The organism is Granulosicoccus antarcticus IMCC3135 (assembly GCF_002215215.1).
In the GTDB taxonomy this organism is placed as follows: Bacteria; Pseudomonadota; Gammaproteobacteria; order Granulosicoccales; family Granulosicoccaceae; genus Granulosicoccus; species Granulosicoccus antarcticus.
Genome location: NZ_CP018632.1, coordinates 2,269,320 through 2,291,949, shown reverse-complemented (window position 1 = coordinate 2,291,949; position 22,630 = coordinate 2,269,320). Strand labels below are relative to the sequence as shown.

Sequence of the window (22,630 nt, the reverse complement as noted above, 5' to 3'; positions counted from 1 at the left end):
CTAAAAGTTCAGTTTTTTATGGATACGAATATTTTCCTAAAAACTATCTGCGAAACACCCATCGAGGGCATGTCGTATATTAAGTCTGATTTCAAACCGATCTAAATAAGACTCGGTACTGGCATGCGAATGTTCGATACGGAGGGAGTAGGCAATTGTCAGCTTAAATTATAAGCCTTTATAATTACGATTAAGTGGTCCTTCACTGTAATTATGCAACGCAAAGCAAAAGCGTCCACCTTAATATTGTTCGAAAGTTTCACCAATATTTACACTTGAGCCGCGCAAGCTAAATCACTAGCATAAACAGTGATATCTAGCGTAGAGCTGACAGAAATGCATAAGTAGGTTTGACGTAAATCGTCAGGTACAGTTGCTTGATAAATAATCAAGAAGCTCAACATAGTTGATACTTCCAAAAAATTAAATATCCGTTATAAAAGATACTCCGAGGAACTCAGTCCCGAGGATCTAATACTAGACGCCGAGCCAAAAGGCTCCTGCTATGCAGAGTTCATATACAAATTCATCTAAACTCTTGAGACATCACGATAGCAATTCGCACTCGGAGATTTTACATCATGCAAAATCTGAACACTGTCTCCATTAGAACTTGTTTTTCACGAGAATGTCAAATTAAATTTTAGAATGCCATTGTGGCGCAACAAATGTGAGGCGGCTTCTAGTAGCTTGACCCTATGAATGAACACCAGCAATAGCGATAGCGGAAACCTATAGCCCTCCCACCGCGGAAGATTCAGTAACGAAGAATCCACCCATCGAGCAATACGCCCCAGATCGCACTTGTCCTCAACTGGTCGCAGTAACTGCTTTCTCCAAGGCCTGCTGCAATTTTTCTGCAGGCGTTTTACCCCCACTGTCGTTCGTGGCCATCTACTAAGTCAATAGGCCTATCAAATCATGTGACTGGCGCGGTAGTTATGGAGCTAAGCATCAACGGCCAGCAATCAGATTTTTCCCATGCCTAGGATCCATTAGCAGCGACAAATCTGAACGAAGCGCTCCAATGATTAAACCGCCAGCAGGAGCGCCCATCTGGTTAGCTGCGGGTGTCACCAACATGTGCAAGGGATGTCAGCACTGGTGAAAACTTCAATGGACAAGAAGCCGCTGAACGGAGGTGTCTTGTCTTTGCCGCGGAGGTTTGATCTGGTTCTCTGGCTCAGTGGTGATGGCACTAATCAGTATATCTAGCGCTCTGAAAGCGACCGTTTCATTTGACCCAAAGCCAGTGAGGCGCGCACAAAACTAAGTGCCGCACAGTTTTGATGTTGTTAGGCTATTATCGAGGGAAAAATATGTCTCGCCGATACTACAACTAGCACTGAGCTCATCAAGCGCTCGATGGACAGTCAACGGTGTTTGTCAGCGGTTATGTCGAACATCAATGTGCTCAATTCAGTCAGTATTCGTGGCAATTACACTACAACGGTCTTTTTCAAACACCGATGGCCGCGTGATTTTCGATTTCGCTAAAAACACCCTATTAACAATCATAGCCTAGCACCAGCCGATATGTTTACTCGAAAGAATATATAATTTTTATCACATTTTCGATACTCGTGATGTCTTCAGGAATAGTAATTATTTCGCCATTCGTAAGCTCATACTGAATAAATTCAACTGGCTCTTTGGCTATGTTGTTTCCGTTATTGCAAAGTACTATTTTTTTTACATCGATCATCTCCCACCCATGATTGTTTTCGAAGTGAGGGCTTATCTGCTGCACGCGCCTCAATGTAACGTTGGATTCAGATTCAAGTGAAACAATTTGCTGAACGTGTTTGAGCATCTGTGTTTGTCTCCATGTGCCGTCACCATCCAAATCCACTTCGATCGAGACCAGCCACCAAGGTACAAAAATGCCCAGGGTTACGTGGTCCCAGCTATATTCGCCTTCGTCGTAAAGGCCGAATGGCATAAACGATCTTCCACTTTCATCTGTATTGAACATTGATATATTCCGACTATAGTCCGTCGACTATATGTCTCATATCGCCAATCCTATGTCAATGGATTCAAGGTTGGCAACAGAATTTGGGATGGCCCTTAAGGCTCAGAGGAAGGCAGTAGGCTTGTCTCAGGATGCATTGGCGTTTTCTAGCGGCCTAGATCGGACCTATATCTCGCTACTGGAGCGTGGAAAGAGGCAACCATCGCTTAGCACTCTTTATTCAGTGTCTAACGCCTTAGGCATAAAGCCATGGAAGCTAATAATGGATATGTCGTCTGCAAAGTGAGCCTATGGTTCTTGTAGCGGACATGTGAGCAGCCATCTACACCTACCTTCGATTGCAGTACGGACTTGACTTTACGTATCGGAGGCGCGCTATGCCAGCCTCCTGCCTAAGCCAAATAATTAACTGATGGGTCTTTCGGCAATCGTGTAGGTAGTACATTCTGGTGCCGTTTCTGGCCAAAGGTCTAGACAGTCAAGATTGAAGTAGATTATTGTCTTAAATAGACTCCTCCCTAGCAGTAACGGGCTCAGCCTCATTTCTTCTAAGCCACCTACATGACAGTGGAATACCCCCGATTTTGTGGACACCTCAATTCTGAGCGATAATGCTCTCAGAGGTATCACATGGCCAAACGTAAGACTCGTAGAGAACGTCGAACTTTCAACGACGAGTACAAGCAGCAAGTACTCGAATTGGTTCGTGCCGGAGATCAACCCGTATCGCAGATCTGCCGAGACCTTGATCTGACTGCATCAACGGTTCGTAGGTGGATCAAAGCAGACCAAGCCAGCAATGGAACGATGACACAGAATAGCTTGTCCGAGACCGATCAGCAGGAGCTGGAACGGTTGCGTGCCGAGAACAAACGATTGAAGTCGGAGCGCGATATATTAAAAAAACGGCCTTCTTCGCCAAGGAAACTCTGTGAAATTCGAGTTTGTCGCGGCGCAGAAGACCCATTTCCCAGTCACCGAACTGTGCAATGCTCTGGAGGTTTCCACCTCTGGTTACTATGCCCGGAGCAAGCGCGAGAAGAGCCAGCGGCAGGTGGAAGACGAGAGTTGGCTGGACCTGATCTAATCAATCTTCAAGTCCAGCAGCGAGACCTACGGCAGCCCACGTATCCACGCAACACTCAAGGAGCTAGGACACAAGATCTCTGAGAAGCGAGTCGCCCGCATCATGCGCGAGAACGGCATTGTAGTGGGCTCTGTGCGTACCTGGCGATGCATCACGACCAAGGCTGATCAGCTCAATGCTGTAGCGACTAATGAGCTAGATAGGGATTTCACGGCAACGCGTGTGAACGAAAAATGGGTAACAGACGTCACCTTCGTACCCACCGAGGAGGGCTAGCTCTATCTGGCCTCAATGATCGATCTGTATAACCGCGAAGTGGTTGGTTGGGCGATGGGAGATAGCAATGATACGACACTGACATTGAACGCCTTGGACATGGCTCTGGAGTTTCGTAATCCACCTGAAGGGCTCATCCACCACTCTGACAGGGGCAGCAACTAACACAGCCAAGGATTACCGCAAGGCGCTGTCAGATCGAGGCATACAGTGCAGCATGAGCCGCAAGGGCAACTGCTGGGACAACGCAGTCTCGGAAAGCTTCTTCGCAACCATCAAGAAGGAGCTGATCCACCGGTTCACTTTCACGACTAGACGGGAAGCTGCAGCAGCTATATTCGAGTACATAGAAGTGTTCTATAACCGGGTCCGGAAACACTCACAACTCGGTTACACTAGTCCCGCCCAGTTCAGAAAAAATAGTCAATCTGTTTCTGCTGAAGTGGCATAACCCCGGTGTCCACTAAAACGGGTGAACTCCAGGTAAGTTGTCCAGCAAATAATTAAGTTGCCTCGAAGGCGATCGAAAGTGAGGCACTGCCGTGATCGTTCTGGATATGCGAAGAGTCGCGTCTAACATCTGAGGCTTTACAGATTGCCGATTGTCGTCGGAATTCTAGATCCCGATTCGTTCGTCACTATACAGTTCAAAACGTTTGCTGCTTTGCAGCGCATGGTTGGCGACGTTCTCCGGAGTGTTTAGCCCGGTTGTCGGTATACTCACTTTCTCGAAGTTCAGATCAGGACTGTTGTCGAACAATGCCGGCCGTAAATGTATAGTTAACTTTCAGCTAGGTCCGCTGTGTGCTTAAACCGGACGGTCACATCTGATTGGCCAGAGTTCGCCTATCGGTCACAAGCGGTAGTTTTACCTGAGTCACTTGAATCAGACTTTGATATCGTCCGGTATGTGCTTAAACCGGTCATTCAGCAGGGTGCTTTCCGATGATGTGTTCCAATACGAAGTCTGGCACTACGTCAAACTGCCGGCAGTGTCTAATGTTTGCTTAAACGGTTTGCTTTTATGAGTGAGTCAGTCTCAGAAAAAATTGATCGATACCAACAGTATCATCGAGTTTTAATTGCTCATGCATTGTCCAAAAGCAACCGACTGTATACGACGCTCAATACCCGCGCATAGTTGCCGGGGAGCTAGTGCATTATAAAACAACCCTGCTCATCACTTCTGTTCAGGGTTCCAGGTTAGTTTGTTACCGATCCTCTGATTCGCGTGACACAGACTCAATCAACTGATAGGAAGGAATGGCCGTGTAGAAAGACGCGACGCCAGTCCTGATTTGACGGTCCGATCTGACGCCGCATCCCCAACCGTGTTTTCACACAGCCAAGTGAAGTATCGCACTTCATTAGGTTTCAATCCAGAGCTACCCGGCAGGGATTGCCGATGGACGACCTGGACACTGCACGGCGCTACCACTGCGCTCGTTGCCACCAACCGGTCATTATCTGCCGCCACTGTGATCGAGGCAATATCTACTGCTTCGATGGATGCGCCCAGGCTGCAAATAAAGAACGCTGCAAACGAAACGCAAAACGCTACCGACGCAGTCCTAAAGGCAGGCGTAGCACTGCCGCCCGTCAACGTCGTAACCGGTTGCGTAAAGCAATGCTTGAATCGGATCTCGAGTCGAGCAAACAACCCCCGCTCACGCTAAAGCCACCTGACTCAGAACCGAGTGCAACACCCTGCGATTCACCCATAGTAACGCACCGGGGTTCCGTCGAGGAGTCCGGCAGTGCTCCACTGATATCCAGGCCAACACAGTCTCGTTTTGTTTACTGCAACGGGTGTCAACGTGCCTGCAATGAGGCTATGAGAATCGATTTCCTGCGAACAACACGACATCACTCTCGACATCGGAATTACAAAGGGACACCACCATGACGATTCATGCTGAGTTGCATAGCCAGATTCTACGGCTTCACTTTGTCGAGCACTGGGGTGTCAATACCATCGCCCGCCAGCTGCATATTCATCACAGCGTGGTTGAACGTGTACTGAGCCAGGTTGGTGTGCCACAATCTGAGCGAACCGAGTCACGATCGATACGCGATCCCTACAACGACTTCATCGTAGCCACGCTGGACAAGTTCCCCGATCTGACCGCTACTCGCCTATATGTGATGGCATGTAATCGCGGGTATAACGGGTGTTCCAGTCACTTTCGTGCTCGCGTGGCGGAGCTGCGTCCCCGGAAAAATCCGGAGGCCTTCCAGCGTCTCAAGACTTTTCCAGGAGAACAAATGCAATGTGACTGGGGCTCATTCGGTCATCTGCAAATCGGCCGGGCCAAGCGTCCGTTGATGGCCTTTGTGATGGTGCTTTCCTGGAGCCGCATGATCTTCGTACGCTTCTATCTTAACGCACGCATGGAGAGTTTTCTGCGGGGACATGTTGCTGCCTTCGAGCATCTCGGCGTTGCTCGAGTTGTATTGTACGACAACCTGAAATCGGCTGTCATTCAACGCCACGGTGATGCGATCACATTCAATCCCGAACTGCTAAAACTCTCGGCACACTATCGTTTCGAACCGCGCCCCTGCGCACCGTACAGGGGGAATGAGAAGGGCCGAGTTGAAAGAGGAGTTCGTTTTATACGCGAGAATTTCTTTGCGGCCCGTGACTTCCGTGATCTGGATGATCTGAATAGACAGGCCGACCAATGGTGCACTGAGCACAGTACCCAACGCCCTTGCCAGGCGGATACATCAATCACGGTCGGTGAAGCGTTTGAAAAGGAGAAGGAGCACCTGATTGCATTACCGGACAATCCGTATCCAGCCGATGATCGGGTCAGTGTGTCCATCGGAAAAACACCGTACGCACGCTACGATCTCAACGATTATAGCTTGCCACACACTCATGTGCGTCGCGTGCTGACAGTACTTGCCTCGATGGGCACGGTGCGAATCACTGATGGTGCCAAGGTGATTGCCAGCCATGTTCGCAGTTATGGTAAAGGCGAACAGATTGAAGATCCTGCGCATCTGCAGGCACTCGTTAACTACAAGCGTCGGGGGCGTGCACACCGCGGCCAGGATCGGCTTTCGCAGTCTGCACCGAGCAGTACTGCACTACTGACACAAGGCGCCAAGCGTGGCTACCGGCCTAGCCAGGTGGTTGCCCAGCTACTGAACCTGCTGGACAGCTACGGGGCACAGGAGCTTGAACACGCCATTGCAGAGGCATTGAGACAACAGGTTCCACATCCCAATGCTGTGCGCATTGTGCTTGAACGACGGCGTGATGAGCACAACCGTCCACCACCACTGATCGTACCCTTGCCAGCTAACGCACGCGCTAATCACATTGTCGTGCGCCCGGGCTCATTGGATTGCTATGACCAGTTGAGCGACAACGACAACGACAACGACAACGACAATAGCGTGCCGGGAGAGACAGATGACGACTCCATTAAATAGTGAATTACAACAACGCGCCCTGGCCTTGAAACTTCATGGCCTTCTAGCACATTGGGATGAACTCTCAAAGGATCAGATTGCCTGGATCCCCTCTTTGCTGCAGTGGGAAGAGGTAGAACGAACACAGCGCGGCCTTGAACGACGTCTAAGCAGCGCTCACATTGGGCGCTTCAAGCCACTGGCAGACTTCGACTGGCAATGGCCTGAACAATGCGACAAAGGCGCCATCTCGGAGCTGATGAATCTGGAGTTTATTCACGAGACAAGCAATATCATACTGATCGGTTCAAATGGCTTGGGCAAATCCACTGTGGCTCAAAACATCACGCATGAAGCGGTGATGCAAGGTCATACCGCGTTGTATGTCAATGCTGCCGAAATGCTTGGAGATCTGGCATCACAGGATGGTGATAACGCGTTGCGACGCCGGCTCAGATATTACGCTCACCCCTCATTGCTGGTCATTGATGAGTTGGGCTATCTGTCCTATGGCGATCGACATGCGGATCTTCTATTTGAGATCGTCAACCGTCGCTACGAGAAGAAGCCGATCATTGTTACTACCAACAAACCGTTTAGCGAATGGGCATCCATGTTCCCCAACAACGGCAGTGTGGTCTCCATTGTTGATCGACTGGTGCATCATTCAGAAATACTGGTGATCAAGGGTGAATCGTATCGAGTCCATGAGGCCAAAAAAAGAGCAGCTTCAAAGAAAGGGACCCGAGCCAAAGTGACAAGAACGCCCAAACCAAAAGGCAAAGACTCATGAACTCACGTTGTGTTGATGTGGCCTTCTACTGGACGCCAGAGGAAGCTGCCGCCATTGTTGATTATCTTGACCGTTTGCGCGATACGGTTTGGGAGCTCTACAGCGAGGACATCATAGAGTGCCGCACGCCGGAGCTTGATGAGCAATGTGATCCACGCCAGCGGCATCTTTGTTTTGACGATGAAATAGACCGAATGGCAGGGGATGATAAACAGGAATCGACCTCATGTAACCAGTCCGGTAGAACCTCACAAGAGCCGGGTGTGATGAACGACAAAACCAAACTATGGGACGCACTGCCATCAATCGACGCTCTGTCCTCACTGAGTGACGAGGATATCGGTGAAATGCATAATTTGCTCCGTGCGCTATTGCACGCCTGCGAAGAACTCTACAAGGATCCGATAAGGCGCATGGGCGAACAAAGACATCAAGAACTTCACCCCCCGTGGAAGCGTGGCCTGTCCCGATCGTCAATGCCCAACTGGGACGACGAGGACTTCTAACAAAGACATGCTTTTCTAGCATCTGGATCCTGCGGGGTCCAGTGTCAGGCAGTCTCATTTATTGAAAAACTCTCCGGCAAATAGCCGCGCTTTTGATCCAGCAAAGACACCGACGGTACAACGCAATACATAGCAGTGTTTTGCTATGTTGCATTCTTGATAGAATTGCAAAAGCCGGTGCCAAAAATATAGAAGGAATTGGCAATAGGTTCAAACATGTAGTCAATGAATACTCGGAATGGTCGGACAGTAGTCGAGTGAGTATCTTGCACTTGGCTAGGGTATTGGACACAGCTCCTTCGTCAATTGAATTTGCACATATTAAGCAGTGGGCCTCCACGAAGTTGGGCTTGATTTTGCCTGACGGCCAAAGTCAAACATTTCTCGACCATGACCCGCATTTGAGTGAAGTTGAATTGCATTGGCCACGAAACAGCAATGGAGCTTTTATTCAATGTAATGTAAGCGCTCCCAAATCAGCGTCTGTTGACTTCTATCGTGCCAGCTGATCTTTCACGTTCCAGGGCAGCAGTGCTTCGATATCTTCAAGCGTTTCCGCCTTGGCGATATGTTTGCACAAGTGCAGCATGTATTTGAACGGATCGATCCCGTTTGCCTTGGCCGATTCAATGAGGGTGTAGTACATCGCGCTGGCCGTAGCGCCTTTCGGAGTATCTGAAAACATCCAAGCCTTGCGGCCGATTACAAAGGGTCTGATTGCATTTTCGGCCAGCACGTTGCTGATGTGTAGTTGACCGTGATCACAATAAGCAATGAGTCTTTCCCACTGATTCAATGTGTATTTAATGGCCTTGTAGGTCAACGTGTCTTTGGCAACTTTTGTAGAGTTCCTGGTGAGCCATTGGTGCAGTTCGTCCAGCTTGGGCTTGGCATGCTCTTGGCGGTAGGCTTTGCGCTGATCGTCCGTCAGATCAAGCTTGTTCATTTCACGCTCGAGGCGGTACAGCGCATCCAGCTTGGCTCGGCCGACTGTGCATTTGGCAGGTGCCCCACTTTTGGCCTTCTTGGTCAGCGCTTTTTCGGCTTTCACGAACTTGCGTCGCGCATGATCCATACAGCCAATGACGGTGACCTTTTTGCCATCCACAGCAGCAATCTGACCCGAGTAGCCATCGCATTGGTAATAGCGCCCCTCAAAGCCATCGAGTAGCTCACCCGCAACTGAACCTGCGCGTGACTTGTCATAGTGGAACAACACCACCGGCTTGTCCGGTGGGCCACCTCGAAGCACCCATATCCACTTATGACCCGTCGGATCCATGCCAGGCTCCTTGAGTACCTGCAGTCGCGTTTCATCACCTTGTAGATAATCAGCGGTGAGCTGAACCTCACGCATCAGGTTCACGACAGGTTGGAACTGCAATGACAATCTGATCAGCCAGTTGGCCATTGTCGAGCGGTTGATTGAACCGCCGTAGCGCTTCAAAATGCCTTCCAGACGATACAGTGGAAGACCGTCGCAATATTTAGCAATGATGATGTAGGCCAGAAGCGAATAACTGGCAATGCTCTTGCCTAGCGGGTGTACAGGACGTTCAGCGGTCACTATCTTGCGCTGACCGTTATCGTCCAGATAAACCGCCTTTTCTTGCAAGTACTCGATCACTTGTACCTGTGCCGGTGTGATGTCGAGTTCTTCCTTGACCGTGACGAAAAATGTATCAATAGCGTTTTCACGCTGTTCATCGCTCAATAGCAAGCGTTCTTGCACGCGAGGGATGTCCGGGTTCAGCGCCTTGCGCTGACCCCGTTTCTTCGCAGGCTTGCTTTGATCACCGTTGGCATCATCGTGGCTTGGCTGTTCGTCCTCATTGCTGTCGGCATCATCGCCCAAAAGCTCAGCTTCATTGAAGAAGTTGGTCTGCAGGGGATCCGACTCGCTACTGGCGCCAAAGCGCTCGGCTCTGTTTGATCGCAGTAGCTCTTCAAGGACAGCGATGCGTGCCTTCTGCTGGCTTATTACATCGCTCTTCTTGCTGACCAGATCGAACTGTTCGTCGAGTTGTTTCTTCAGCTCAAGAAAAGCGGCAGGCAGTGCATCACCACTTGGCATATCAGCCTGGGTGACTGACACATCATCAACGCTTTTGTTGGTCGCCTGCATGGCAATAAGACTAGCACAACTGCCGCGTGAACCGACCTGCAGGCAGAGTCAACCGGCACACAAATATCGCTACCCGACAGACTCATACTGAAGCGGACGATGCGGTGTCATCAGTCCCACGTTATAACCATCCAACAGCCAGTTCAATTGCTCACCTGTGAGTGTAATCAGTTCATCATCGGCATGTGGCCAATGGAACTTCTCCTCTGCCAGCGCCTTGTAATACAGCACAAATCCATTGTCCTCCCAGAACAGGCATTTTATTCTGGAACGCTGGCGATTGCCGAACACGTAAAGTGTGCCACTGAATGGATTATGTCCTAATTCATGTTCGATCAACGTTGATAGCCCCCTATGTCCCTTCCTGAAATCAACTGGGTCACGGTAGACATAGATCTGTGTGAGATGGGTACCCGGACGCAACGTGTAGCTCTTCATAGCTGATCCATCAAAGCACCAAGCACCTCCACTGAATCCACTGTGATGCCGCTGATGATGATGCCGTTGGGAAGCTTGATCTGCAGTTCTGGTGAGACAGCTGATTGTTTGATCACCACCGGCAATAGCTTGGGTGTCTGCGCTGTGACGGTCTTCGGCTGAACTCTCTGTTCACCCTTGGAAATCCAATAAATGAATTGGTGGTATCTCAGCTTGTTCTCCCGGCAATACTTCGCTTTGCTCAATCCGCTGCCTTGCCAAGTAAGGACGTGGCTTTCCCAGATCGCTCGGCGACTGACTGATGACTTGATCGATGACATGGCGTGTTGCTCGCTGTAACAGTGAGCACATCTTCGCGCGAACCATCGACTCACTCAATTACGTCGATTTGGAACCGCTTACAATGTAATGGCTTCACTCCAGAGCTTTTATCCCATGAGAATATGTTATGGCTTTACAGAAATTGTGTCGTTCACGAATTTAGCAAACCAGGGCAAGGGTCAGAGTCTCCGTTTAGGCGTGAGTTGAATCCTTATTATCACAAAATGCAGACGCTGACTGCGCTGCAATATCCTCCGACGCTGCAATGGCACTCGACATGGGAGTTGATCTATCCAACAGCATTCATCACAAAAGTGGTAAAAAATATATTGAATGGTGTTTGCCGAGACTATCGAGACAAAGGTGAGAGTCCATTTAGTGTATATGCAGAAGGGTCTTACTGGAATCCAAAATTGAACTAGTGGGAAAGCCTCTGCATGAAATATCTAACGGTGTCTTGCAGCCTACTGAGGCTAGCAAGGGCTAATAAGTAACTATTTTGGAAAAAATATCAGGTGAAGAAGAGTACAAAGATGTACCTGTCGAATACGATGAGCATCGATCTCAACAACCTTCAACTAAAACTAGGTTCTACTGATGTTGTACTTTCAATGGATTCTATAATTACCTTTCTCAATGATGTAACTGACTATTATGCGCAGAGATTAACAAAGAAACAGAATTGTGATTATGTTTCAGCCCAGCATATACGTCGCAAGAGCGCCATGAAATCCACGGAGTCTAAAAATGTCCTGTGCTCTCTTCGGCATGCATTTACTTCATTCTCAGAATACAGCATTGAAGATCTTTTTATTTATCAAGAGAATCAAGACTGGTATCCCAAAATTGTATTGACCCAACATATAGATACTGCAGACCTGTCGGGGCATCCCGCTGTTCTGCGGGTTTATAGAGGATGCGATGAGCACGAGCTAAATCAGCATTCTTTTGGACAATCATGGAGTTTAAACAAATCCGTTGCACACGAATTCGCCTACGTTCATTATTCAAGTCAACCTTGGTTTGAATCGGTCACACGAATAGTTATAGAAGCAAAAATCCTGAAAGCTGATGTATATTTTGCTAGGTTAGACCATCACGAAAATGAAGTAACCGTAAATACTGCAAAACTTTATGACGTAAAATAGCAAACCAGCTGGACCCACACTTCTACTTTAGTTATTACACCCTAAGCCTAACTCAGCCCCACGGAGCGGCAGTGGCTAGAAAATATCTGAGTTATTTTCGAACTTATCTCGCGTTCCGTTAATTCTGAATCTCCCAAATATACAATTATTTCGATATCACATTTATGAAATGAATATGACTGAAAGGGTAAAGCTGTGGCTGCTGAAATACGCAGGTGAGCTTCGAGTTGACGATATAGATACCTATCTTGGAATGGCCCGAAATTTCGAAAAGGCGAAAAATGATGAAATGGATATAACTTTGAAAGAAATTGCTGATGATCCATCACTTACAGAAGAGGAGAAAGATGAATATCGGTGGCATATAGAAGGAATGTACGATGATGCAGGTGGTGCCGTAGACATAGCATATTCTATGGCAATAGTTACGCTGTACAGTCGAGTGGAAGTAGCAAGGAAAAAAATCGTTAAATGTGTGTTCTCTGATCTGAAAGAAAAAAAACTCTCTGACATGCGATATATAAATAGTGATGTGCTACCGCTATTGCCAGAGGTGGCGGAGACAAGCTCCTTAACAGAGCTGAGACTCATTAACAATTCAATAAAGCATACTGATTCAAAGGTCAGTAAAGAACTATCGAGACTTAGTGGGTATGTAGAAGGCGATCTATTGCGTGCATTGAATAATACATATACAAGGTTGCTGCCCGATGCCGTTCACTACATCAGTAAGCTTTCAGATGCTGCGAAAAAACATGTAGGGTCATAAGCCTTAGTGTCCTAGGGCTAATTGAGCCATGCAGCAAGCACTGGGCCCGGCCACACAACTTGACTACGCAAGATGGTGCGTCAGCCGGCAGTGTTCGTGATAACAAAAATATGGATATGTAATGTATGACAATCCCAGCTGCAGATGTGAAACAATTGTGGGGACGGGCTGCATCGACATGTAGCATGTGTCGACATAAGCTAGAAGGTGTGTCCTTGGAAGGTAAGGCAGTAGTTGTTGGTGAAGCCGCACATATTGTAGCTGGGAATAAAAAAGGCCCTAGAGGCTGCAGCATTCTTGTTGATGCAGAAAGAAATTCGTATTTCAACTTGATTTTATTGTGCCCAACATGCCATACAACTATTGATAAAGATCCTATCGGCTATCCTATTGAAAGGCTCTACATTCTAAAGTCGCAACACGAGATGCGTGTTCGTGGCGAGATGGATTGGGCATTGGTTTCTGTGATTGATTCCAATGAAGAAAACGTAGATGTTGCAGCAATAGTTGCCTTTGTCAGCGGTTGGAAAGAATTTACAAATTTCTACTTGGAATTCTATATCAGGGTGCAGTCGGAGCTTAAGGATGACTCCATATTTCTCCACGAGAACGATGTGTTCATGGGACATGTTAGGAAATGGCACGTACTTAGAGATGAATTAAAGGAACTATTGTTCAATGCTGTCGAAAAAAATCTGATTGTCAGGGCTATTCCAGATTGGAATCGTTTAAAACTTGAGTTTAAGTATATTCAAGAAGGCGGATACGATACCCCTTTTTCATACATGTTAGATTTTGTAAATCCAATGGCGATGGTGAACTTACACGGTGATCCGCTTTGGAGTGCGATGCATATTTCGTTTGAGTATTGTGACTTCCTTTCTTATAAGCATCCAGATGTAAAGAGTGTATGGAAGCGAACCTGAAATATGTTTAAAGTTTATACAGTAGACAACTAGTGGAAGTAGCTGCGAAATTAGTGTTACCGATACGCTGCACAGCGTCAATGATGATGTCCGCTTTGAGGACAATTCAGACCTACGGGTAGAAAGCTCATACCTGTAAGTTATGCCTGCTTCGTCCTCATAGCGGAAGTTTTCGGATAGCATTTGCCATCAAGATATTCGAGGATGACTCAGATTATGACTTAGCCAGAAACTGTGGCAGAGTCAAATATTAATGATTGCTGCGTTAGGCAGAAGCAAATAGATGTTCACTATCTGGTTCTTTCGTGCGTAGCGCGTCATCCTCGATAAGCTTGTCTGAAAGTTCCAGCGTTTTTTCAATAAAAAGTATCATTGTTGCAACTTCTTGCCATGTTAGGCTATCTAGGACACTATTTGCAGAGTGCATCAATGCGTTTCTGAATGTGGCAATATTCTCTATTTTTATTTCATCTTCAGCGTCGATATTTAGTGCCGCTAATAAATATTCATTCGAAAAAAGCAAGAGTCTTTTTTCTGGAATATTAAAATTTTCTATCAATGCAGTTGGAATGCCACGTAGCTTTTTCCTTTGTTGAAGTGTTTCAGCGCTACGATGTTTATTGGTGCCTACGACGGCCCTCATTTCTTCGTCTGTGTAGTAACGTCTAATCCACAGATTCAGGTGCTGCTCGAATAATGAAAGAATTCCAAAAAAATATACCCGCGAAGGTGGTTTGTTTAGATCCCATTGGGTAACGATCCCAGCAATAGAAGTACCGACTAGAACAAATTTCCACTGCATATCAGCGAGAAAATGCAGGCAATCAGCAATAGCAGTAGTTTCAGAAATAACAGTATTAGATGCGATAATCTGAATGCAATCTGAAACGTGGGTTGCTGAAGTCAGAGATTCAGCGGTAACATAGTTATGTATCTCGTCTGAGCCTGGGTATCGCACACCGCAGATATCGAATCCTCTTTTTTCAAGTATCTCAGAAAGCGCTTTAGTGGGCATGTCCACTTCGCAAGCTTGGATTGGCTCATAGATAGCTTCTACGGTTATCGCATCTTCAAAATGCCGTCTCAACTCTACAAGCTTTGAGCCACGCCGGCGTATTCCAGTAACTGGTGAAGTCCAAAGTTCGTAACCCATAATAAATTATCCCACAATTCCTCAATCTTATATTTAACTTTGCACTGCTGCCTAACATCACCAACAGAGACGCTCGAGGCTGATGCGTGGTGTAGCCATTGCTCAAGGACCAGCATGAGTTGTTGACGTTCTATGATTTTCCAGCCGCCCACTGGAAGAGCATACGCACGACCAACCCGATCGAATCAACGTTTGCCACTATCCGCCATCGCACCAAACGATCCAAAGGGTGTTTGTCCAGCACGAGTATGCTGCACATGATGTTTAAGCTCGGTCAGTGTACACAGAAACGCTGGCACAGATTACGATGTTTTGATCACTTGGCGAAGGTGATCCAAGGAGTGAAATTCAAGGATGGAATCGAAGTAAAAATCGCCGATCAGGTCGCCGCTTGATTCAACCTTTCAAACACCAGAATTGACAATAGCTCCCATTCACTCAACATTGGCCCACCACCGCACCTCCCTCGACATCCTGGCTAGTTTTGTCACTTTCTGGCAGGCCATACTGCGCCTGCAGGAAACTGACAGCATGCTCTCGAATATAATGCAACTCAGGATCTAGCTGGCCGGGAATTGCTGAACAACAAGGCAAAACTGACGATGAGAAAATCCTATGGATTCCGTACCTTCAAAGGCATAGAAATAGCGCTATATCACGCGATGGGAGATCTTCCAGAGCCAAAACATACCCACAGATTTTTTTGAGGAGCCCCAAAAACTCTATCCCAAACTTTCGCGCCATCATCGCAATGCGCATTGTGTTACCGAATCCCGAAATCATGCGGCGCGCCGATACTCGTGATGTAACCCACCAACGTGGGGAAACGCAACTACGTATCCTTGATCCGGTGTTTCAATTGATCTTGGTTTCGGACATTCTTTGGCGAGCCCAAGATGGGCCCCGCCCCCTACGTTAAATCAAATTTGTTTTTAGCGCTCATCGGTGTCACTCGAATCGAATTCTGTCAGAGTCTTGAATTGCAGGGCGTCAAGAAAGCTCTGGTCGCGCGCTAAGAACGTTGCGAGTAATTCGGGGTCGACTTTTTCGCCTGGTACTCCTTGAAGCTCCTTATGGAAATTCTTGGCTAGCACACCAGCCAAGTCCAACAAAAAGTCACTGCTCTTCGGTAAGTGGCTACTGACTACCTTCTCAATAGCCATTGATGTAGCCTCTTCCACCAATTCTTGGGTTAATTTTGATGATACTTCGTCTCGCAGCTCTATTTCTAATTCGTTCAGGCGCAGCTCGAGGTTCTCAACTCCAGAAGCAGCCTTTTCTCTCACAGCTTTGATTTCAGAAGTGTTGTCTTCGGCTAGGCGCTCTAGTTCCGCTGATGCAGCCTCCGAGTCCCTTTCAAACGTGGCGTTGTCGGCCTCAGTAGAAGACAACCTAGCAGCAATTCGATTTGCTAACCAGAATGTGTGCACAAGCGCAACCAAAGCCACCACTAAGGCAATCATAGGTAAAAATTTCATATGTGACCTCTTTTTATCGGCAACACCTCCGACAAGAACGAAATTTACTTCATCTTCTTTGCTGTCTTCTTGGTTCAATCTTTTTCCCTCTTAAAATCAGACAAACCTTCCCAGCTCTGCCACCCTCAATCACCAGAAAAAACACACTATTTGACATCGAAAAAATTCCCAATCCATGAGTTCCTGCTGATTTCTGTTCTTATTACTTTTGTTTTGTCGGAAATATATTCTCAATCATACTCAAAAGCCGATCGATCAACGTTAAATTCCGGTCTTTATCCAAGAGAACCCTGATGACCTCCATCTGCGATTCACCGGGTATACTTGGCAGCATTTTTGAAATCATATCCATACTCACAAACTCGCGATAAACTCCTAACGCGCTATACACGCCGACAACAACGAAAAACAGCGACAGAATCGATAATCCAAAGTTTTCGGATGATAGGAACTTATACATACCCATCACGCCCATGGCCGAAATCGCAAGACTAAAGGCTATGATCAGGATCATAACGAAGCGATCAAACCGCAGACTGGTACCTGACGTTTCGTCATCTCCTCCTAGATCACCGATTTCGGATCTATACACATCCAATAAGGATTTTGTAGAGACTATCATTTATCTTTCTCCTCAAAGTTTGTCAAAAGCATGCGCCGCATCCAAGTACGACGTGCCAGATACAACTGCCCCAACATTGTGGTTTAGGGCCTCAAATACTTTTTTTGGTTTCAAGTAACGCGCATCGGCTCGAATAAGTCCTCGCCGTGTCTTGGCCTTTACTATGTCAGACAAGTATAACGAGCGGCAGCAAGAGAAGTCACAGATACCATCCCACTCAAAAGGAAAGCAAGCGGCTACCTCCTGTGCCGACCAAAGCCCGTCGCTTAACTCAAGCCGTGCGCCTGGAACGATTAAGCGCCCGAGCCATGCATCAAGACGTTCGCGAGCGAGGCACTGCCCGTAGTACTCACCAATAACTACATCGTCCCTACCTAGTGACGAAAGATCCAACCAATTCAACCATGATTCAATTTTCTTGTTAAGAGAAGATTTCAATGATTTCTTCAGCGTTGAGGCAGTTACCCCTTCTTGAGCGCAAACTACGTCGTCCAGACTTGTCTGAATCTGTTTAAGTTCATCTATTGAATCTGGTAAATCCATCCAATGAACAAGTGGCCCCTTCCAATGCGCTAAAACTATAACCAGGTCGTGGGTTGCCAACGAGTCACGTAACTCGGCTAAACCTGCTTTCTGTCTGACTGTGACTCCCTGCGCCCGACACCAAGCGAATGAGTCTCGTGCCATGTCGCCTAGTACTGGATTCATAATATCCCAAGCACTTTCAGGTGTATGAAGTCGCACAAGAAGCTGGGTTCGTATGTAGTCTTTAGTCTGGTCCGCAGCTCCAGCACGGATCTCGTCCAGTGACTCGGGCAAGGCTGACAATATCGCAACGCCGTTAATCATATTTCTGAGGAGTAAACTTCGACCTGAAGTTCGTGACCTGTTTCAGGTGCAGCACCGTGGAACAGGATGAAGCGCAACCCAAGTTTGTCGATCACAACTCCACCTACGACATTCCGAAAGTAGCCAGTTGCCATAGCTGACTCTCTCATCTCAATAAGAACGTCAGCGTGCGTACTCTTTTCAGGCTCGGATCGCGCCACGCGTAAAAACGCTCCCTTAAGAGCGCTTGTGAACGCCTCTATGATCCGAGCATTGGTGGCTTTAATCGCGTAGTGGATGAAACCAGCAATTGACCCACTGAATTCGGAAGTATGCTGTACCTTGAAATCTGCGATGACAACTCTTGCACCCAACCCATCAGCGGCTATCTTTGTCTGCAGCTCAAGTGACGCCCCTCTTTCAATCGGCTTTGACAGGGCTCTCAACAAAGCCTCGCTTTTTACTGATCTGTCAAATAAAATCTCTATTCGACCTCGAGTCGTTTCGGCTACAACCCTCTGTCTTCCAGTCTGCATGTCTGTGAAAATGATCAGCCGTGGGCCACGTCCCGGCCCGTCTGGACTGGTTCCTGAGATTCGCCAGCGTCCGTTTCCGTCTCCACCTCTCCCGCCGCCTCCAGCCGCAGTTGAAGGCCTTTCTCTAATAAAGTCTGAGATCAATTCGTTGCGTGTAGCGGCATCAATGGATCTGTCGAACTCAACCACGGCGGTACGGTGAAAGGCTAGGCGGCTCTCAAGCAGTTGCGGCAATCCATAACTTGCGCCAAAGAGATTAGAACGACGCACCTTGCCATCTATGGTTTGATCTAGGTAAAGACCGCGCTCACCCCAACCAAGCCGAACGCTGTTCGGGAGAGGGGCGGCTGCAGCCTCACTAGCCTCGTGGATCGCCAATCCGTCGAGAATGGTGCCGGTCCGATCATTCCTCGAGATTTTAAGAATGCTTTCCCGAGTGCCGCCACCGCTTGCGTTCGAACTGGTCCCAGTCTCGAAAGCAGATTTTTGTGCCGCTGGATCAGCATTCTTAACCTTAGCCATTGCCTCAGACAAATCGGCCAATCTTCCGCCGTGCTGAGGGTGTAACTCTAGTGTGTTTCCCTGAAAGGTAAATCCATCTACACCTACACTAGATGAAAACTCTATTTCTAGACCCTGACGCTTAACGTTGTGCCCCCCAAGGAATTCCGGATCCAATTTATTTCTTGAGAGAACGATTGTAGGTGTACGAAGAAAATTCGAATCGGCTTCCTTTCCAGCGCCGTCTTCGAATGTCCAATTCTGGTAAGTGTCGAAGATCGTATCATTAGTTCCTTCGATAACATCACATCTGGACGCAACGAAGTCGGCGATTTCTTTTTTGTTGCCCCACTCCGACTCTAGTTTATCGAGTGTCGAATCTATTTGAGATCGCTTGTACAACAGACTATTATAGTAACCCACCTCTCGATTGTTTATCGAAAGCAGTTCGGCCCACTTCGACCTATCTTCACCATCTTTGCCTTGTTGAGGATTCCACTCTCTGGAGCCTCGAAGGAGTACTACCTCCACGGTATCTCTGCCATCTTCTTGTAAAGATCCGCGCACAACCTGTTCATCGACGCGATACTGTTGCTTGAGGTATTCCGTATGAACAACGTAATTTTCTTGTGCCGCTCTTGCTTTTGGTAAAACCGCCTCTTCTTGGCGCAAGAGAGCGTTGTACTGGTCCATGAGCTCTCGGTTTTGGGAACCGAACAGGTTGCCATCATACCGAAGCTTCGTGGCAACTCCGCTAAGTAGCTCAAGCAGCTCTTGTTTGTCTTTTGGAAAGTCGTTACGGATTTGCTCAGAAGCTTCCGCCACAAAAGCGTCAGTCACGTTTGCGTAGTCGTTTCGGATTCGCTCAGAAGTTACCCTCACGAAAGCCTCCTTCAAGGCCCCGAAGTTAGCACTACCACTGTCACTTTCAGGCAAACAAGCTTGGAAGCCGCGAATTATTGAATTTTTTAAGGCCAACCCAACGTTATCAAAACGACTACTTCTATCTGGATAACCCGAAAAAGCAACCTGGCTCGGCTCTTTGAAGATTTGAAACAACGATGTGTATTGGACAGTACGTGTTAGTGCTAAATTTTGGGACTCATTGAACCAAGTTCCATATTGTTTTTCCGCATCGGCTATTTGGGACGCCTCGTCGGACAAAGAAGCCTCACCTGATGCGAAGGGTGAGTAGGTTACAGAATAACTACCGGTGCGATTGGAAGCATATATCTTGGTGTTCGAATCTACCTTCAGCCAATGGCCTGAACCAAGTGTATTGAAATTGAAGATCAAGGATGTCAGCGGCGTAACCTTATTCAATTCGACCCATACACCTTTTTCGAACGGCGGCCCAGGAATCGGGGCAATTTCAAAACCCGCATACGATGTGGAATTCGCTAAGGACTGAGACTTCAGAATAGCGTCTGCCTCGTTTAACAGAGAGCCAAATTCTGTATCGAGAAGCTCGGCCGACAAGTAACTAGGCGCCCAGTCTTGGTCTTTCCCTTCGTAAGTGACCCGGCCGGCTCCCGGTGTTGTGCGATCGTAGCTTTGTGCAAGCGATCCATTTTCCTGCTCAATTAGGTTCAGAACGTCTTCTACCCGAAGTGGCGGAAAATCCTTCAAATCCTTTTGCCTGGCGCGTCCTACCAAAAATATGAGATCTCGTTTGTCATCAACCACACCACCTAGAATCAAATCACTATCGAGAACGAAGTGACGAATGTGTTTGATGTCAGAAAATTCAACTTTGCGTGTCCTATCAAAAATCAGGGTGACGAGTGTGCCGTCTGTTGAGATGTAACGACCTAATCGATTGTTCCCAAGTGCCTCAATATTCCCGCTTAACCCAGTTTCGGGCGAACCAAATATTAGGTCGTCGTCGAAGAGCCAACTTGCCAAATCCGAAGCATTGATCTGAACGGGAGCACCAGCATCCGTATCCGGAGGGTCGTTGGAAAGATCGCGCAGTCTCAGAGCACGAGCGCCGTAGCTGGTCCCATAGATTTCGTGACTTAATGCACGGAGGTCAATTTCAAATTCCCGAAGTGCATCTTCGTCGGCAAAGCTGTAGTCAAGGTGCGCGACGATATCGGTGAACGAACCGTTGAAACCTAATTGTTCAGACTTGGTTTGAAAGCTCACCAACCCGCGGAATGTATCTTGAAAAAGTTTCTCGTATTCAGATGGATTATACGCTGGAGGCGGTTCGGAGTATATGAGAGTAAAGGTTGGCCCATCCCCAGCTACAATCCAATCTTGAAAATGGTGTGAGGCCAACTTCCGAAACTCAAACCAATAGCTCAGGCTTTTTCGCGTCGACTTCTCTTTATCCGCTGCGAAAACACTTGTTCCAATGCAGATGATTGTAAGTATTAGTATGAGTTGCGTTAATTGCACTTGTACGTAGTCCTAATCCGAACGACAGTGTATTTCGGTATTTTCATTCTCAGATAAAACTATTTGACTGTTTTGGAAGTAAACGACCACTTAAATTTTCCGCTCAGATGACGTTCGCGATCAGCCTCACTTTCAAATGTATCGCCGATAGCAGCTTGGAAATAGAGATCCCGACTAACTTGGACTTCAAATCCTAGTGATGCTTGAGTGTATTCGTCATCCATGTTATCGATTTTCTCAGATACACTGCCAATTTCGATAAATCCACGGAATGCTCTATCTGCGTCAGAAATTCCCAGCATCTGGTGCGCATAGCGAACTCCAAATCTCACACCATCATCAACCTCAACCACAGCATCATCTAGAGGCTGTAAATATCCATCATTAATTCTTGCTCCTAGAGACAACTGACCATTCCGCCCAACTTTCTTCACCAGCGTTATCCAGAGCCCATACCCGCTCTCACTCTCTTTATTGTCTTCAGCATCTGTAGATTGCCCATGATACGCCGCGAGGCCGATGCCAAAGACATTTCGATTCCATGGAGACACTCCTTTGGCACACATGTGTGTGATGCTTGCTATTTGCTTAGAGACTGTTTCTTTATAAATATCGCTATTCTTGATCTCTTTTAATGCATCACCAGCTTTATCTGCGCTATTCGCGTATTTATTAGCATTGTTCTGAAGCTCGTCTTTTTGCAATTTCGCAATAGCCCGGCCGACATCTAGTGCTCCTTTTTCCCTAATACAACTCCCATATTCTTCTGTGGTTTCCCAGTTGGAGCCCGTATCTAGCGTGTACGCTAGACCAAACCCAAACCTATTCAAACTAATGGTGTCTGCCAAACTTTCACTAGCGGCAGCTGAAATTAGGAAACGCGACAATGTTTTCGAGCGCCGCAACCTTTTTATTCTTTCTGTTGTGCCATCCCATCCACTTTCGACACCCATAAGCTCGCCAGCGGTGAAAATTTGTGGTTGGTACAACTGTCCAGGATTCAATTCAAGACCAATTGAGTAACTGTCCTTTCCGAATGTGTCCGCGACTAATGGCAAATACGAAACCATCAGTTTGTCTCCTACTTTTGGTCGGATAACTGTCTCTGGTGATGCATTCATCAACGCAAACAGTGGGTTTTCTGGAGTAGCTAAATCGAAATTACTTTGTATGTCAGAACTACTTAGACAATTGCCATCAGACATAGCAATACATTCATCTAGTTCTTCGGCAGAAAAAGAAACACTGCTTGTAACAGACATCCATACTGCCAGGAAAATAACTGCCTTCATCTTACTCCATACGAAAAATCTCATAATCTT

17 protein-coding genes and 3 pseudogenes are annotated in these 22,630 nt (G+C 47.3%); 10 read left to right on the top strand and 10 right to left on the bottom strand.

All coding sequences use genetic code 11. The features are described 5' to 3' along the window. Window positions 1-1,540: 1,540 nt before the first annotated feature. Complete coding sequence (locus IMCC3135_RS09970) at window positions 1,541-1,975, bottom strand: hypothetical protein (protein ID WP_157735894.1); 435 nt, start codon at window positions 1,973-1,975, stop codon at window positions 1,541-1,543. A 31-nt stretch (window positions 1,976-2,006) separates the two neighbouring features. On the opposite strand from IMCC3135_RS09970, the gene IMCC3135_RS35470 reads away from it, so the two are divergent. The 5 genes and pseudogenes from IMCC3135_RS35470 (at window position 2,007) to IMCC3135_RS09945 (ending at window position 8,060) form a co-directional block, all read left to right on the top strand. Then, on the top strand, window positions 2,007-2,261 hold the full coding sequence (locus tag IMCC3135_RS35470; protein ID WP_418251425.1) for a helix-turn-helix domain-containing protein: 255 nt from the start codon (window positions 2,007-2,009) through the stop codon (window positions 2,259-2,261). Between the two features lie 344 nt (window positions 2,262-2,605). Further along, a pseudogene (locus tag IMCC3135_RS09960) lies at window positions 2,606-3,789 on the top strand (IS3 family transposase). A gap of 1,451 nt (window positions 3,790-5,240) precedes the next feature. Further along, window positions 5,241-6,782, top strand: a complete 1,542-nt coding sequence (istA, locus tag IMCC3135_RS09955; RefSeq protein WP_088917075.1) for an IS21 family transposase — start codon at window positions 5,241-5,243, stop codon at window positions 6,780-6,782. Continuing rightward, window positions 6,763-7,554, top strand: coding sequence for an IS21-like element helper ATPase IstB (gene istB / locus IMCC3135_RS09950; RefSeq protein ID WP_088917074.1), 792 nt, complete (start codon window positions 6,763-6,765; stop codon window positions 7,552-7,554). Before istA ends, istB begins: the two co-directional genes overlap by 20 nt. Continuing rightward, window positions 7,551-8,060 (top strand): hypothetical protein, encoded by a 510-nt coding sequence (locus IMCC3135_RS09945; RefSeq protein WP_088917073.1) that lies wholly within the window; start codon window positions 7,551-7,553, stop codon window positions 8,058-8,060. Before istB ends, IMCC3135_RS09945 begins: the two co-directional genes overlap by 4 nt. 493 nt (window positions 8,061-8,553) lie before the next feature. Here the strand turns inward: IMCC3135_RS09945 and tnpC are convergent, their stop codons facing one another. From tnpC to tnpA, 3 genes are all read right to left on the bottom strand, one after another. Continuing rightward, a complete protein-coding gene (tnpC, locus tag IMCC3135_RS09940) occupies window positions 8,554-10,185 on the bottom strand; it encodes an IS66 family transposase (RefSeq protein WP_205737987.1) in 1,632 nt (543 codons plus the stop codon). Window positions 10,186-10,254: 69 nt separating this feature from the next. After that, window positions 10,255-10,623 (bottom strand): IS66 family insertion sequence element accessory protein TnpB, encoded by a 369-nt coding sequence (gene tnpB, locus IMCC3135_RS09935; protein ID WP_088917465.1) that lies wholly within the window; start codon window positions 10,621-10,623, stop codon window positions 10,255-10,257. Further along, complete coding sequence (tnpA, locus tag IMCC3135_RS09930) at window positions 10,620-10,943, bottom strand: IS66 family insertion sequence element accessory protein TnpA (protein WP_088917464.1); 324 nt, start codon at window positions 10,941-10,943, stop codon at window positions 10,620-10,622. Before tnpA ends, tnpB begins: the two co-directional genes overlap by 4 nt. Before the next feature lie 552 nt (window positions 10,944-11,495). On the opposite strand from tnpA, the gene IMCC3135_RS09925 reads away from it, so the two are divergent. The 3 genes from IMCC3135_RS09925 to IMCC3135_RS09915 all read left to right on the top strand — a co-directional run bounded on the left by IMCC3135_RS09925 (window position 11,496) and on the right by IMCC3135_RS09915 (window position 13,787). Beyond that, window positions 11,496-12,092 (top strand): hypothetical protein, encoded by a 597-nt coding sequence (locus IMCC3135_RS09925; RefSeq protein WP_157735893.1) that lies wholly within the window; start codon window positions 11,496-11,498, stop codon window positions 12,090-12,092. A 169-nt stretch (window positions 12,093-12,261) separates the two neighbouring features. Then, on the top strand, window positions 12,262-12,861 hold the full coding sequence (locus IMCC3135_RS09920) for a hypothetical protein (RefSeq protein WP_088917462.1): 600 nt from the start codon (window positions 12,262-12,264) through the stop codon (window positions 12,859-12,861). A 125-nt stretch (window positions 12,862-12,986) separates the two neighbouring features. Beyond that, complete coding sequence (locus tag IMCC3135_RS09915) at window positions 12,987-13,787, top strand: HNH endonuclease (RefSeq protein WP_157735892.1); 801 nt, start codon at window positions 12,987-12,989, stop codon at window positions 13,785-13,787. A gap of 265 nt (window positions 13,788-14,052) precedes the next feature. On the opposite strand, the gene IMCC3135_RS09910 is transcribed toward IMCC3135_RS09915, so the two are convergent. Next, window positions 14,053-14,940, bottom strand: a complete 888-nt coding sequence (locus tag IMCC3135_RS09910) for a hypothetical protein (RefSeq protein WP_088917460.1) — start codon at window positions 14,938-14,940, stop codon at window positions 14,053-14,055. A gap of 98 nt (window positions 14,941-15,038) precedes the next feature. On the opposite strand from IMCC3135_RS09910, the pseudogene IMCC3135_RS09905 reads away from it, so the two are divergent. Together IMCC3135_RS09905 and IMCC3135_RS35465 are read left to right on the top strand one after the other, a co-directional pair. Continuing rightward, window positions 15,039-15,335 (top strand): annotated as a pseudogene (locus IMCC3135_RS09905) (transposase); the annotation flags it as partial. A gap of 177 nt (window positions 15,336-15,512) precedes the next feature. Beyond that, window positions 15,513-15,647: pseudogene (locus IMCC3135_RS35465) on the top strand (ISL3 family transposase); the annotation flags it as partial. A gap of 225 nt (window positions 15,648-15,872) precedes the next feature. Here the strand turns inward: IMCC3135_RS35465 and IMCC3135_RS09900 are convergent. The 5 genes from IMCC3135_RS09900 to IMCC3135_RS09880 form a co-directional block, all read right to left on the bottom strand. Next, window positions 15,873-16,496: a hypothetical protein gene (locus IMCC3135_RS09900; RefSeq protein WP_088917459.1), complete on the bottom strand. Its 624-nt coding sequence runs from the start codon at window positions 16,494-16,496 to the stop codon at window positions 15,873-15,875. A 124-nt stretch (window positions 16,497-16,620) separates the two neighbouring features. Then, complete coding sequence (locus IMCC3135_RS09895) at window positions 16,621-17,040, bottom strand: hypothetical protein (protein ID WP_088917458.1); 420 nt, start codon at window positions 17,038-17,040, stop codon at window positions 16,621-16,623. 12 nt (window positions 17,041-17,052) lie between these two features. After that, the gene (locus IMCC3135_RS09890) at window positions 17,053-17,889 is read right to left on the bottom strand and encodes a hypothetical protein (protein ID WP_088917457.1); all 837 of its coding nucleotides are present in this window, start codon (window positions 17,887-17,889) and stop codon (window positions 17,053-17,055) included. Further along, complete coding sequence (locus IMCC3135_RS09885; RefSeq protein WP_088917456.1) at window positions 17,886-21,308, bottom strand: hypothetical protein; 3,423 nt, start codon at window positions 21,306-21,308, stop codon at window positions 17,886-17,888. The genes IMCC3135_RS09890 and IMCC3135_RS09885 overlap by 4 nt, the downstream gene beginning before the upstream one ends. Before the next feature lie 59 nt (window positions 21,309-21,367). Next, a complete protein-coding gene (locus tag IMCC3135_RS09880) occupies window positions 21,368-22,624 on the bottom strand; it encodes a hypothetical protein (RefSeq protein WP_088917455.1) in 1,257 nt (418 codons plus the stop codon). Between the last annotated feature and the right edge of the window lie 6 nt (window positions 22,625-22,630).